The sequence below is a fragment of the Candidatus Blochmanniella chromaiodes str. 640 genome, assembly GCF_000331065.1.
GTDB classification, from domain to species: domain Bacteria; phylum Pseudomonadota; class Gammaproteobacteria; order Enterobacterales; family Enterobacteriaceae; genus Blochmanniella; species Blochmanniella pennsylvanica.
On record NC_020075.1, the window covers coordinates 19,046 to 33,675 of the forward strand.

At 28.5% G+C, this 14,630-nt stretch carries 10 protein-coding genes and 1 tRNA gene; 7 read left to right on the forward strand and 4 right to left on the reverse strand.

All coding sequences use genetic code 11. The features are described from left to right. The first annotated feature begins 143 nt into the window (after positions 1–143). Positions 144–554 (forward strand): Hsp20 family protein, encoded by a 411-nt coding sequence (locus tag BCHRO640_RS00090; RefSeq protein WP_011282573.1) that lies wholly within the window; start codon positions 144–146, stop codon positions 552–554. 148 nt (positions 555–702) lie between these two features. Here the strand turns inward: BCHRO640_RS00090 and BCHRO640_RS00095 are convergent, their stop codons facing one another. Next, entirely contained in the window at positions 703–1,710 is a 1,008-nt protein-coding gene (locus BCHRO640_RS00095) for an AI-2E family transporter (protein WP_015344325.1), read from the reverse strand. A 445-nt stretch (positions 1,711–2,155) separates the two neighbouring features. On the opposite strand from BCHRO640_RS00095, the gene glyQ reads away from it, so the two are divergent. Both glyQ and glyS read left to right on the forward strand, forming a co-directional pair. Continuing rightward, on the forward strand, positions 2,156–3,070 hold the full coding sequence (glyQ, locus tag BCHRO640_RS00100; RefSeq protein ID WP_015344326.1) for a glycine--tRNA ligase subunit alpha: 915 nt from the start codon (positions 2,156–2,158) through the stop codon (positions 3,068–3,070). A 23-nt stretch (positions 3,071–3,093) separates the two neighbouring features. Beyond that, positions 3,094–5,181, forward strand: a complete 2,088-nt coding sequence (gene glyS, locus BCHRO640_RS00105; protein ID WP_015344327.1) for a glycine--tRNA ligase subunit beta — start codon at positions 3,094–3,096, stop codon at positions 5,179–5,181. Positions 5,182–5,292: 111 nt separating this feature from the next. Here the strand turns inward: glyS and BCHRO640_RS00110 are convergent, their stop codons facing one another. Beyond that, the gene (locus BCHRO640_RS00110) at positions 5,293–5,910 is read right to left on the reverse strand and encodes a Fe-Mn family superoxide dismutase (protein WP_015344328.1); all 618 of its coding nucleotides are present in this window, start codon (positions 5,908–5,910) and stop codon (positions 5,293–5,295) included. A 334-nt stretch (positions 5,911–6,244) separates the two neighbouring features. Between BCHRO640_RS00110 and BCHRO640_RS00115 the strand changes: the two genes are divergently transcribed. Together BCHRO640_RS00115 and BCHRO640_RS00120 are read left to right on the forward strand one after the other, a co-directional pair. Further along, positions 6,245–6,318, forward strand: a tRNA-Pro gene (locus BCHRO640_RS00115). Positions 6,319–6,504: 186 nt separating this feature from the next. After that, a complete protein-coding gene (locus tag BCHRO640_RS00120) occupies positions 6,505–8,577 on the forward strand; it encodes a M3 family metallopeptidase (RefSeq protein WP_015344329.1) in 2,073 nt (690 codons plus the stop codon). Positions 8,578–9,004: 427 nt separating this feature from the next. Here the strand turns inward: BCHRO640_RS00120 and BCHRO640_RS00125 are convergent, their stop codons facing one another. Further along, positions 9,005–10,627, reverse strand: coding sequence for an inorganic phosphate transporter (locus BCHRO640_RS00125; protein ID WP_015344330.1), 1,623 nt, complete (start codon positions 10,625–10,627; stop codon positions 9,005–9,007). 352 nt (positions 10,628–10,979) lie between these two features. On the opposite strand from BCHRO640_RS00125, the gene ubiA reads away from it, so the two are divergent. After that, positions 10,980–11,852, forward strand: coding sequence for a 4-hydroxybenzoate octaprenyltransferase (ubiA, locus tag BCHRO640_RS00130; RefSeq protein WP_015344331.1), 873 nt, complete (start codon positions 10,980–10,982; stop codon positions 11,850–11,852). A gap of 280 nt (positions 11,853–12,132) precedes the next feature. Here the strand turns inward: ubiA and zur are convergent, their stop codons facing one another. After that, positions 12,133–12,606: a zinc uptake transcriptional repressor Zur gene (zur, locus tag BCHRO640_RS00135; RefSeq protein ID WP_015344332.1), complete on the reverse strand. Its 474-nt coding sequence runs from the start codon at positions 12,604–12,606 to the stop codon at positions 12,133–12,135. Positions 12,607–13,153: 547 nt separating this feature from the next. Between zur and dnaB the strand changes: the two genes are divergently transcribed. Next, positions 13,154–14,527 (forward strand): replicative DNA helicase, encoded by a 1,374-nt coding sequence (gene dnaB, locus BCHRO640_RS00140; RefSeq protein WP_015344333.1) that lies wholly within the window; start codon positions 13,154–13,156, stop codon positions 14,525–14,527. Positions 14,528–14,630: the final 103 nt, after the last annotated feature.

Genomic DNA, 14,630 nt, shown 5'->3' on the forward strand with positions numbered 1-14,630 from the left:
TTATGTAATTATGTATTGATATTATAGGCACAAATTGTATTATAATACAAGTGGGTGATATTAGAATGAAAGATATAGTAATTAAACCTTATTTACTTTTGTATTCATAAAAATTAGCAAACACTTGATTAGGAGTATTATGTATGCATAATTTTGATTTTTCTCCGTTGTATGGCTCTGTCATTGGATTTGATAGATTAGTGAATTTTTTGGAGATTGGACAAAATAATGGAAATTATCCACCTTATAATGTTGAATTAGTTAGCGAACACAAATATTGTATTTCTATTGTAGTAGCCGGTTTTACAAATAGTGAGTTGGATATTACAATGCATGATAATATGTTAGTAGTAAAAGGAATACATATTGATTCTCATCAAAATTCTAAAAATTATTTGTATCAAGGTATTACTGAGCATAATTTTGAAAGAAAATTTCAATTATCCGAACATATTCAAATAACAGGTGCAAATTTGGAATATGGAATTCTTTATATACATTTAGAAAGAATTTTACCAGATACATTAAAACCAAGGCGTATAGAAATTAAATAGGTGAATTTATTGTTATATTTGTTTGTTAAAGTGTTCGATAATCAAGCCGGGCTTTATTAATTGTATATATGGAGCTCGGTTTTTTGGTAATTTTTCGATGTTCAATTAGTCATTAGTTACTTATATGTATAAGTTTTATACTAAAATATTAGATTAATTTTTTCGAACGTAGTTCATTTTTTAGATAAGCATAAAAAATTGGGGCTGCTATTAAGCCTTCTAATCCAAATATTGATTCTAGTAAAAGCATTGCAAGTATTAATTCCCAAGGGTTAGCATTGATTTTATTTCCAATAATTTCGGCATTCAGAAAATATTCTAACTTATGAATTAATATTAAATAAATGAGCATCATTACTCCGATACTTAATGAGATGGATAAAGCTGCAATAGTAATCATAATATTGGAAATAAGATTACCAATAATTGGTAACATACCCAAAATAAAAGTAATGACAGTTAAGGTCTTTCCTAATGGTAAAGATTGCCCAATTAATGGTAGTAAAACAAAAATTATAATAGATGTTAACAATGTATTCACTGAAGAAATTTTAATTTGAGCAAAAACAATGTTACGAAACGCTCTAGAAAGATTATATATACGTTCTGATAATTGAGTAATAAAAAATGTATCATGAGTGTGTTGTTTTGTAGATTTGGAACAAGATACTAAAACACCAACTACTACTCCTACTAGTAAAGCAATAAATCCGTGTAGGAAAGTATGTCCCATATTTCGAATAAGAATTAAGTTTGACTCAATCCAAGTAAATATTTGATCTTTTAGTTCTTCGGTAGTATTTGGTAAAAAAGAGGGTAAAAAATCAGGAAGTCTTTTTTTAAAATCAGAAAAAATTCTATTAATTTCAATAGAAATAGTAATTTTATTAATATCTTCTGTGAAAAAATTAGTACAATTAATAATTCCTATAGTTATAACAATAGATATACTTATAATAATGAATGCTACTGCAGCCCCTCGAGCACGATTTATTCCAATAAATCGTTCAAAGTAAGACGCAAAAGATACTATAATTTCATAAGTTAAAAATCCAGAAAAAAAACAAGGAAATAAACCTAATGGTATCACGATCATTATAAAAATAAACATTATTAGATAAGAAATTATTATAATTGGTGTTTTTTGGGAAATCATTGTTATATCCTAATGCATGTAGAATTTCTGCAATATGTAATTCCTTATCAATATTAAGGACAAAACCATGGCGTTCATTACATATGAACGTGGATTGTTTACTTCGTTTATATAGCATATTTATAAAATCGATGTAGAATCAATATGTTTTAAATAATTTATTTTAAAAATATCTCGTAATTATATATATGTGTAGAAAAAATAATATCTATTCTGATAGATATAAAAATGTAAGTATTGGTATTTTATAATGCTCTATACATGTATAATGTATACTGATTTTTTAATTTAAAATATTTTTAGTTACATGATAGCAATTATTTTCTATAAACATAGATTCAGTTTTCATTATATTATAAATATTATTAATAATAATTCATGAATAGTTGTTATTATCGTAAATAGATGTGGAACCACAATGAGCCTTTAAAATAGATAAAATAAAATGTACGATAACAATGATGCAAAAACTTTTCAAGGACTAATACGGGCATTAGAAAGTTATTGGGAAGGTTGCGGTTGTATTATAGCTCAACCATTAGATATAGAAGTTGGAGCAGCTACTTCACATCCTATGACTTTTTTTAATGCTATTGGCCCAGAACCTGTTGCTGCCTCTTATGTTCAGGTATCTCGCCGACCGATGGATAGTCGATATGGTTACAATCCAAATAGATTACAACAATATTATCAGTTTCAAGTAATTATAAAACCTTCTCCAAAAAATATGCTGCAATTATATTTAGATTCTTTAAAAAAACTTGGATTAAATCACATAAAAAATGATATTTTTTTTGTTGAAGATAATTGGGAAAACCCTACGCTTGGAGCATGGGGATTAGGTTGGGAAATTTGGTTGAATGGTATGGAGATAACACAACTTACTTATTTTCAGCAAATAGGAGGATTAGAATGTAGACCTGTTACTGGAGAAATAACCTATGGTTTAGAACGCTTATCTTTATTCCTTCAAGGAGTAAATCATGTTTATGATTTGATTTGGGGTTATAGTTCATTAGGACCTGTTACGTATGGAGATTTATTTCATCAAAATGAATTGGAACAATCAATTTATAATTGTGAGCATACGGATATTGAATTTTTATTTAAAATTTTTAGTCAATATGAAAATGAGATAAAATATTTAATCACTATGACACGACCATTACTTATGCCAGCATATGAACGAGTTTTAAAAGCAATACATATTTTTAATTTATTAAATGCTAGGAAAGTAATTTCCATTACAGAAAGAAAAAATTATATTTTACGTATTCGCAAATTATCAAAAATGATAGCAGAATCTTACTATGCATCTCGTAAAAAATTAGGATTTCCTATGTGTATGAGGAAATTATAACATAATGCAAGGATAATTTTATAATGAAAGTATGTACTTTTTTAGTAGAGATTGGTACTGAATCGTTACCATCTAAAATTTTAAAAAAATTAGGAAAAGACTTTTTTTATCAAATTATTAGTGGGTTTAAAAAAAATAATTTTGTTTACGATAAGGTTAATTGGTTTGCATCTTCATGTCGTTTAGCAGTCAAGGCTAATTTAATAATAAAAAGTGATTTTAATACTAAAATTGCATGTGTTGATCAATCAGATACTGGCGACACATATGATAAATATATTAACAATACAGATACTCAAATCAATCATATAGTTAATAATATAAATATTAGAAGTGGTGTGTGCGTGAATAATGTTCAAAGAACATTGGAATGCGATAAAAATATAGTAATACATAAAAATTTAAAATATTTATTGTGTAAAATTATTAGTTCCGCTTTAGAAAAATTAAATAATTATGAAATGATGCGTTGGAGTGACATAGATATTCCATTTATTCGACCTGTTCGTACTGTGACTATATTGTTAGATACATATCTTATTCCTGGTTATTTTTTTGGCATGAAAACAGATCGGGTATTGTATGGCAATAGATGTATGGAAGACGATAAAATTACTCTTGAACATGCAGATCATTATCCAGATATTTTGATTAAAAAGGGTTGGGTAATAGCAGATTACGATATACGTAAAAATATTATATGTTCGGAGATAGAAAAAGAAGCTAGAAAAATTGGGGGAGTTGTAGATGTTCAGGATGAAAAAATTTTGTTAGAAGAGGTTACTTCGTTAGTTGAATGGCCTGTAATTCTTTCTGGTCAATTTAATAATAAATTTTTGGCATTACCACGCGAAGTAATACTTCATATTATGAAATACGATCAAAAATATTTTCCGGTGTATAATGTTATCGATGGAGTTTTATTACCGTATTTTATTTTTGTATCGAATACGATTTCAGATAATTATAAGAAAATTATTGCTGGACATGAAAATGTGATAATTCCACGTTTAATGGATGCAGAGTTTTTTTTAATGCAAGATAATAAATGTCGTTTGGAAGATTATATACCTAAATTAAATTCTGTGTTATTTCATAGTAGGCTTGGTACTTTGCGTGATAAAAGTTGGCGTATAGAAGAATTATCTGGATGGATTGCTGAAAAAATAGGTGTAGATATAGAACAGACAAAACGCGCTGGGTATTTGTGTAAGTGTGATTTAATGAGCAATATGGTATTTGAGTTTCCTTCAGCTCAAGGAACTATCGGTATGCATTATGCTCGCCGTGATGGTGAGTCAGAAGAAATAGCATTAGCACAAAAGGAACATTATCAACCACGTTTTTCTAAGGATACACTTCCTACTACTCATATTTCTTGTGCTGTATCTATCGCAGATAAAATGGATACTATATCAGGTATATTTGGTGTGAAAGAGTTACCGAAAGGTAATAGAGATCCGTTTGCTTTAAAGAGATCTGCAATTGGAATTTTACGCATTCTTATATATAAAAAATTACCAATAAATTTATTTGATCTAATACAAAAGTCAGTAAAATTATATGGTTCACAATTAATTAATACGACAGTTATTAATGATATTCATAATTTTATGTGTAATCGTTTACTTTCCTGGTATACCTCGAGAGGTTATAAACTAGATGTTATTAAAGCAGTGTTAAGTGTTAAATCTGATAGCGTAGTAGATATCGATGCCCGAATACAAGCAGTTACTGATTTTTTTAGATTACACAAAGAGGAAAATGTTAAGGTAAATTTAATTTATAAACGTATATCTAATATACTATTAAAAAAGAAAATATCTTGTAATGAGGATGTGCAATATTTTTTGTTAAAAATACCAGAAGAAATATGTTTAGCCATGGAGGTGATTTCGATAGAAAAGAGGCTACAGGTATTGTGCATGCACCATCGTTATTATGATGCACTAACTGCTGCTATAACAATAACAAGCGCAGTAAATGCATTTTTTGATAATGTTATAATTATGGATGAAAATGAAGATATAAAAATTAATCGATTAACTTTGCTAAATAAGGTTAAAAATTTATTTTTAAGGATAGCGGATATTGCTTTATTAAAATTTTAAATGTACAAATATACATCTCAAGACACTTACTGATTGAGATTTAGAAAGTGGCCATAAGTTTTACATGAATATTGAAAAAATCTGACCACTTTAGTTAATTAACAAGTATTTTTATACTTGATTAAATTGTGCGTATACTTCATCCCAGTTGACTACATTCCAAAATGATCTAATATAATCTAAACGCCGATTTTGATATTTTAAATAATAAGCGTGTTCCCACACATCTAATCCAAGAATTGGATACCCATTTGTTCCGGAGATATCTATCCCCATTAATGGGTTATCTTGATTGGCAGTAGATACTATAGATAAAATATTATTGTGTTTTATGAGCCATACCCAACCAGATCCAAAACGACTGATAGCAGTTTTTTCAAAATGCTCTTTAAAAGAAGAGATACTTGAAAAGTTGTATTCTATTGCATCTTTTAATGATCCTTGAAGTATAGTATTCTTTTTAAGATACTTCCAAAAAAGGCTATGATTGATATGTCCTCCGGCATTGTTGCGTAATATGGTTTTTTTCTGATTAGGTAAATGATTTAATTTTTTTATTAATTCTATGACAGGTAGATTGGAAAATTCAGGTAAATCAATTAGTGCTGCATTAGCGTTATCAATATATGCTTGATGGTGTTTTGTATGATGAATCTTCATAGTTTTTTCATCAAGAAATGGCTCTAAAGCATCATATGAATAAGTTAAAGAAGGTAATATGAAACTCATAATAAAAATTTCTCCATAGTTATGTAAATATTAAAGCGTAGTAATTCTAAGAACAATTTAAATTATACATTTATTAATAAATAATGTATACAAGTAGATTATTTATTAATAAATGTATAAAAAATAATTGCGTTATTAAAATGATAGTTATGTATATATTGATTTTTAATGAAACTTGATATTATAAATAATATAATTTGAATATATATCCAGAGGGATTATTTTATTGATAAGATTGAATTAGTAATTTTAAATTTTATTATTATTAATTGTGTTAATGAGAACGAAAATATTTGTATTTAAATTGTAGTTATATATGACTATACTTATAGTACGGTGAGTAGCGTAGTTTGGTAGCGCAATACGTTCGGGACGTATAGGTCGAAGGTTCAAATCCTTCCTCACCGATATAAAAGTAGTAATATATTTTTATTTAATTTTTTGTGCGAAATGATACTGTAATCAAGATCATTTAATAAATAAATAAGTGTATACATCAGATATACGTGTGTCCCGTTTAGATATATAAACTCGATACAACGGAAGATTTCAAATTTGGCTACATAATAGTTACTAATTTTTAGGTTTTATTATATGGATAATAATCCGTTATTAAATTATTCTATATTCCCTCCATTTTCTTCTATTAAGATAAATCATGTAAAAGAAGCTGTACAAAAGATTTTGACTAATTGTTATAATACGGTAGATCAGATTGTATCTGAAAAACGTATAACTTGGGATACGTTATATTATCCGTTGATGATTGCAGAAAATGAATTGCAACGCATTTGGTCTCCGATAACACATTTAAATTCTGTACAGCATAATTTAGCATTACGTAAGGTTTATGAAGAAAGTCTGTCATTTATTTCTGAATATAGGAATTGGATCAATCAACATGATGGATTGTATAAATCTTATCAATCATTACAACGTGGAGATTCCGGTCAAAAGTTGAGCGTAATACAGAAAAAAGTATTAAATAATATTTTACATAATTTTAAGTTATCGGGGATTTATTTATCTCCCCAGAAAAAAAAAATATATGCATATATAACTTCTAGATTGTCTCGATTAAGGTCAAATTATGCTAATAATGTATTTGATGCAACGCTAGGTTGGAGCAAGTTAATTACTGAAAAAAAGTTATTATCTGGGATACCAGATCATGCATTGGAGATTGCTCGTTTAACAGCACAAGCTCGTGGAGAAAAAGGATGGTTATTTACACTGCAATACCCTAGTTATTCTTCAGTTCTTTTTTATTGTGATACAAAAGAACTTAGAGAAGAGCTATATTGGGCTTTTAATACTCGTGCTTCTGACCAAGGACCTAATAGTGGAAAATGGGATAATACTTTAGTAATGGATGAAATTCTTGCATTACGCTATGAGTTAGCAAAAATATTAGGATTTAGAAGTTATTTTGAAAAATCTTTATCAAAAAGAATGGTACAGAGCCCAAAAAAAGTATTTAATTTTCTTATGAATTTATCTATCCAGATACGTTCTTCTGAATATAAGGAATTTTTAGAAATACAAAATTTTTCTAAAAAAAACAGCTCTTGTATATCTTTAAATCCATGGGATATTGCATATTATAGAGAGAAACAGAAACAATATCTTTTTTCTATTAAAAATGAAGAATTATGTTGTTATTTTCCTGAAAAAACAGTACTTCATGGAATGTTTGCAGTAGTGAATCGTATTTACGGAATTACTATTAAAGAGCGTTCTAATGTAGAAACATGGCATTCTGATGTACGATTTTTTGATATTTTTGATGGAGAAGATAGATGGATGGGAGGATTTTATTTAGATATGTATCTTAGAGATGATAAACGTGAGGGTGCTTGGATGGATGAGTTAGTAGGTAAGATGTATCGAAATGATACTATTAGCCAAAAACCTATCGCATACTTAACTTGTAACTTTAATTGTTCAGAGAATCAAAAATCATCATGTTTGTTAACGCATCATGATGTGATGACTTTGTTTCATGAATTTGGCCATGTACTACATCATATCATGACACGTATTGATATTCCGGAAATATCTGGAGTTAATGGAGTACCTTGGGATGCATTAGAATTACCTAGTCAACTTATGGAAAAATTTTGTTGGGATCCCGATGTATTACAATTAATTTCTATGCATTATCGAACAAAAGAATCGTTACCTGGTTATATCATAAATAATTTATTAAAAATAAAAACATATCAATCATCATCTTATCTTTTACGTCAAGTGATATATGGGTTATTTGATTTACGAATACATCATGAATATATACCAGGAGAAAAAAGGAGTGCATTAAAAATATTTAACGAAGTAATAAAACAAGTATCAACGTGTCATCTTTCAATGGATTGGGATCGTTTCCCTAACTCTTTTCTGCATGCTTTTTCTGATGATTATTCTGCGGGGTATTATAGCTATTTATGGGCAGATATGTTAGCATCTAACGTTTGGTGTCGTTTTCAAGAATTAGGTATTCTTAATTCAAAAATAGGGAAATTGTTTCTTAATGACATCCTTGCGTTGGGGGGTACTATCGATTTGAAAAAATGTTTGGTAAAATTTTGCACACAAACTATGACAGTAGAACCTATGCTAAAGTATTACGGGATCCCTGTTTCTGTTGACCATTCCATATCAATATAATATGCATAAATTATTAAAAATATTATTTTATATGTGAATCATTCTGCAATTAAGAATGATAGATTGATGTTTTTAATGTTTATTATAGACAAAGGATGTGAGGTTTTTATTTTTTAAAATAATATGTGTATTTTTTGAATTATTTATTAAAAGGATTATCGATATACTGATGTTGAAGATTTTTTCATATTAGTTTTCATGCTAGACTATTTTGATAGTCATGTGTAAAGAAATCTGGATAATCGTGTTATCTATAAATAAAAGTGTTAATTAATAAATCGAAATGGTAATAAGTATTATTTTTTTAATACTTACAAAATTCTTCATTTTAAAAATATCATTTGAAATGAAGAACTTTCTTTTTAATAAAAATATAGAACAATATTACAAGTTTGTTGATTTAATTTTTTATTTATGTTTATATTTTTTATATTTGAATATATTTATGTAATAACCGTAGTGTAGCCCAATAAAAACTTCCGCTTAGCACAATAGAAACAGGTACAGTTAATGACCAAGTTATTAATATATTTTTTATTGTTTTCCCTTGTACTCCCCATCCCCGAATTAGCATACTTCCCGTAATGGATGAGGATAACACATGAGTTGTGGAAACAGGCATACCAGCATAACTTGCCGTACCTATGGAAATAGCTGTGGTTAATTGAGCTGATAAACCTTGTGCGTAAGTCATCTCTTTTTTTCCTATTTTTTCACCAATAGTGGTAGCAACTCGTTTCCATCCAATGATCGTTCCCAGAGATAATGACAATGCAACAGCTAAAATAATCCAGGTCGGTGCGTATTCAATTGTGTGCAGCAAATGTTCTTTTAAATGTTTAAGAAAATTTTTATTTTTATATGAAGTTTCTGGAAGTACTATGATTTGGTCTAAAATATCTACTATATATATGAGTAATTGTCTCATTTGGGAGCGTTGATCTATGTTTAATTGCGCATAATTATCTAAATTTTCAAGTAGTAATAAAGCGTTATTAATAATAGTAAGAGTTAGTGACAAATCATGAAAAATTTTTCTTAGTTGTATCTCTGTTTCTGAAGTAGACAGACATTTATTAAAATATGTTACGTTATTGTTATTTATAAAAAATTGCGTAGAGTCTTTAATGGAAGGAACGATAACTTTTAGTTGATTTAATGCTAATGATATAGGCATAGATGTGATTTCTGATGGTATGATAGTTTTAAAATTGTTATAGTTTTGAGTATAATATTCATAAAAATTGTTAACAGCATTTCGAGTACGGGATATTTCATGACTGCTAGCATGCATATTCAGCATGAAGTTTGCTGGAGCTACTCCTATTAACAGTAACATAATGAGTCCAATTCCTTTTTGCCCATCGTTTGCTCCATGAGAAAAACTAACTCCAGCTGCAGATAAAATTAATATAATACGAGTCCATAATGATGGTTGGGGTCTTCCATATTGTTGCGTTTGTTGAGTTGGAGTAATATGAATGTTTTTATGTTTTTTGTTGTTATTCCAGTATCTACATAATATTAACATAATTATTCTAGCTAGTGTCAAACCTATTATTGGTGATATTATTAGTGATAAAAAAATATTAATTAATTTTGGAATATTCAATCCTTGCATCATTGGGCAATGCGTAATAATTGCGTGCACTAATCCGATCCCAATTAATGTTCCAATTAAAGTATGAGAACTAGAAGTAGGTAACCTGAAATACCACGTTCCAAGATTCCATAGTATTGCCGCAAATAATGTAGAAAAAATCATAGCTAAAATATGGTTAGCATTGGTATTCATAAAAAAATGTGTGGGAAGTAAGTGGATAATTGTATATGCAACACTTAAACCGCTCAATGTTACGCCTAAAAAATTAAATATTCCCGACATCAATACTGCGCTATGAGAACGTAACGCACAGGTGTAAATTACAGTGACTACAGAATTAGCAGTATCATGAAAACCATTAATAGCTTCATAAACAAATACGAGAATCAATGCCAGAATCAACATAATGCTGATGTGTATTTCTAAGTTAAAGAGAAAATGTGACATAAGAAATACGCCATTATTAAAATGATAAAATTCGTATTATCTAAGAGAATCTATGTAGAGAAAAAGAAAATTATATTTTTTTATGATGATCATGTGCATATATGATATATTTTTCTATTGTATGATCATGTTTTTTATAAAAATATTTCATGTCTGCTTCCTATTGTATATGACACAATATTTATTGGTTTAACAAATTGGCAATGGATACAATTACAGTAATACGTAGTTATTTCATGAAATACAAACGAAATAAATATCCGCAATGCCATTCTATATACTATGATGATGATATTTATCATTGATAGTATTATCGGTAAAAGTTATAACGATTATATTATTTACTAATTTTATGTCAAACAGGCTTTTTTTTATCAAAAAGTGCTATAATTTAGCACAGTTAATGCGCATTAATCAACCTATTGGGTTTTTTCTATTATTATGGCCTACTTTATGGGGGCTGTGGTTATCACACAAAGGTATCCCTGACAAAGTTGTTTTGATAGTGTTTGTTGCCGGGGCACTGTGTATGCGCTCTGCAGGTTGCATAATCAATGATTATGTTGATTACGATATCGATAGTCATGTTCAACGTACTAAAACCCGTCCATTACCATCTGGTATGATCAGGAAAAAAGAGGCATTAGTGGCGTTATCGATACTTCTTTTTATTGCATTCATATTGGTTTTAAGTTTTAATTTTATTACTATCTTTTTATCTGTAGTAGCCCTAATATTATCTTGGATATATCCGTATCTTAAAAGATATATTTATTTTCCCCAAGTAATGTTAGGATTATTGTTTAGTTGGCCTATTTTAATGGCGTTTACTGCAATTAATAATCCCATAAATAGTACTGCTTGGTTATTATTTCTAATGAATACTGTATGGACAATAGTATATGATACGCAATATGCTATGATAGATCGGGAAGATGATATATATGTTGGAATAAAGTCATCTGCTGTATTGTTTGGCGACATGGATAAATTTTTAATAGGAATATTGCAGTTATGTATTGTATTTATATTAGGAATTATTGGATGGAAGGAGAGATTTACTGTAGTATTTTATTTTTTTTCATTATTTGGAGTCATCATATTATTTATGTGGCAACAAATATTAATTAATAAAAGAAAACGAATAAGATATTTTCAGGCTTTTTTAAGTAATAATTATGTAGGTATGTTAGTGTTCATAGGTATTGCTTCGAGTTTCCATTAATTTAAATATAATCAATTTCACTCTAAACAATAAGAGTGTGCAGGATAAACGTATTTAAATGAATACGATTGCTGTGTGTAATAAAATATTAATAATAAGTTTGTGGTTAATTTTTATGTAGTTTTATAGATTCTGAACATTAATAATTTTAGTTTAAGTTAGTATTAATACATAGGTATAGTTGCAACATCGATTTTTACTTAAATTGATGTGTGTCATTACGTTAATTGATGACGTATATATTAGTATTTTATTAATGTCATTACATATATTAAAATAATTAGGGTTTAAAATTTGGTCGCAATTCAAGGGCAATACATTTCGGACATAGTCCGTGTGCTTCAATAACATTATTAAACATAGTAAACCCTGTAATTTTAGCCGTATTTTGTAAAATTTCTTCGATTCCTTTTGTAGTTTGTTCGGTAACTTGTTTGCAACTCTTACAAATAAAGAAAGCAAAATTATGTGATAATTCAAAAAAATAGCGGCATAACATAAAACTATTGGTAGATTCAATGCGATGAATAAATCCTTGTGCTAATAGAAAATTTAAAGCACGATAAATAGTAGAAGGTTTTGCATGAGGTAGTGAAGATTGTCGCAGTAAATGCAGTAAATCATAAGCGCTTATAGCTCCGTTGTATTGGGATATCAATCGTAACACTGCCAAGCGTTGCGGTGTTAAACGCACACATCGTTGTTCGCATAGTTTTTTAATTTGAGTTAATATTTTTTGGATATTAGTATTCATACTGTTCCTTAATTATTAATGATATGTTTGTATTACTATCAGCATAGGACGTATAAATAAAAAATTATTAGGTATGTACTGAAAAAGATGATGCTAAAAAGTAATTATATAGTATATAAAAAATTATGGATTTATAAAATTATTACATCTTTTGCATTTATAAGTATACAGTTTACAGTAAACGAATATGAATGATATTACAGGATAATTACACATAAGCGATGTTATTTTTCGTTTATAACAGATGTTTATTTGTTGTATGTTATTAATTCATTAATAAACTGTAAGTATTTTCAAATTACGTTAATAAAAAATGCTGAGATTATTTAATATAACAGTGTATTTTTTAATTTTATTTATATTATTTTAAATAACTTTAATGTATGTACGCATGATGTCTGTACATATGGTTTTATGATTTATATCAGTGTAATTATTTTAGGTGTTTTATATGGTATTGTAATAGTGGAAATATGATTTTTCGTGTTTAAAATTTAGATATTTCTTGTTAAGGAAAATAGAAATTTATGCGGGGAAAATATTAAAAATGCATGTTTCTCATGATCAGCAAGTAAATAATATGAAAATACCACCGTATTCATTAGAAGCTGAACAATCAATGTTAGGTGGTTTAATGTTAGATAATACTCAATGGGAATATATATCAGTACAAATAAATTCTGATGATTTTTTTAATTATGCTCATCGAATTATTTTTACTGAAATGAAACGTTTACTGGAAACAAATAAACCTATTGACTTAATAACACTGTCAGAATCTTTAGAGATTCAAGGAAAATTGGAATTAGTAGGAGGATTTGCGTATTTAGCAGAATTATCAAAGAATGTTCCCAGTGCTTCTAACGTAGTTGCATATGCAGATATAGTACGCGAACGATCAGTAATACGCGCAATGATTTCTATAGCAAATAAAATTGCTGATGCCGGATATAATCCTCAAGGCCGAAGCAGTGATGAGCTATTGGATTTAGCTGAATCTCTCATTTTTCAAATTTCACATAGTAAAAGCAATCATAATATTAATCCAAAAGGAATAGACCATATTTTAGAAAAGACAATCGCTCATATTGAGCAGGTATGTAATAGACCAAAATATGGTGTTACTGGTGTTTCTAGCGGATATAGAGACTTGGATAAAAAAACTGATGGTTTACAAAAATCTGATCTTATAATTATTGCCGCTCGCCCTTCTATGGGAAAAACTGCTTTTGCTATGAATTTGTGTGAACATGCCGCAATGACTGAAAAAAAACCAGTATTGATATTTAGTTTAGAAATGTCTGGCGATCAAATTATGATACGTATGTTAGCTTCATTATCTCGAGTTGATCAAGTACGTATTCGCACGGGACGACTGAATAATGAAGATCGAGAAAGAATTACTAGTGCTATGGAACTTCTTTTGGAAAAGCGCAATATATATATTGACGATTCCTCGTGTTTAACACCTTCTGAAGTGCGTGGACGGGCTCGTAGGTTGTTCCGTGAACACGATGGTTTGAGTTTAATTATGATTGATTATTTACAATTAATGAGAGTACCGTCTTTATCTAATAATCGCACATTAGAAATTTCAGAAATTTCTCGATCGTTAAAAGCTTTAGCTAAGGAATTGAAAGTACCAGTCATAGCGATTTCTCAGTTAAACAGAGGTTTAGAACAACGCACTGACAAACATCCCGTTAACTCAGATTTGCGTGAATCCGGAGCAATTGAACAAGATGCTGATCTTATTTTATTTATTTATCGTGATGAAGTGTATCATGAAAACAGTGAAATGAAAGGGATTGCTGAAATTATTCTAGGGAAACAACGGAATGGTCCCATTGGCACTATACGATTGATGTTTAACGGAAAATGTTCTCGATTTGATAACTATGTTGAATCTGGTCAATATTAATATTTTATTAGTGATATGGATTGGTTATAGATATTATTATATGAAATAATTTATGTATTTATTCTATGATAAACTTTTGGTATCTGTTTTGTAAAAAATGGCA

What these genes read in the sequence shown, in the direction of transcription:
- BCHRO640_RS00090 (WP_011282573.1), top strand. Translation starts at nt 144, where the DNA reads ATGCATAATTTTGATTTTTCTCCGTTGTATGGCTCTGTCATTGGATTT.
- BCHRO640_RS00095 (WP_015344325.1), bottom strand. Translation starts at nt 1,710, where the DNA reads ATGATTTCCCAAAAAACACCAATTATAATAATTTCTTATCTAATAATG.
- glyQ (WP_015344326.1), top strand. Translation starts at nt 2,156, where the DNA reads ATGTACGATAACAATGATGCAAAAACTTTTCAAGGACTAATACGGGCA.
- glyS (WP_015344327.1), top strand. Translation starts at nt 3,094, where the DNA reads ATGAAAGTATGTACTTTTTTAGTAGAGATTGGTACTGAATCGTTACCA.
- BCHRO640_RS00110 (WP_015344328.1), bottom strand. Translation starts at nt 5,910, where the DNA reads ATGAGTTTCATATTACCTTCTTTAACTTATTCATATGATGCTTTAGAG.
- BCHRO640_RS00120 (WP_015344329.1), top strand. Translation starts at nt 6,505, where the DNA reads ATGGATAATAATCCGTTATTAAATTATTCTATATTCCCTCCATTTTCT.
- BCHRO640_RS00125 (WP_015344330.1), bottom strand. Translation starts at nt 10,627, where the DNA reads ATGTCACATTTTCTCTTTAACTTAGAAATACACATCAGCATTATGTTG.
- ubiA (WP_015344331.1), top strand. Translation starts at nt 10,980, where the DNA reads ATGTCAAACAGGCTTTTTTTTATCAAAAAGTGCTATAATTTAGCACAG.
- zur (WP_015344332.1), bottom strand. Translation starts at nt 12,606, where the DNA reads ATGAATACTAATATCCAAAAAATATTAACTCAAATTAAAAAACTATGC.
- dnaB (WP_015344333.1), top strand. Translation starts at nt 13,154, where the DNA reads ATGCATGTTTCTCATGATCAGCAAGTAAATAATATGAAAATACCACCG.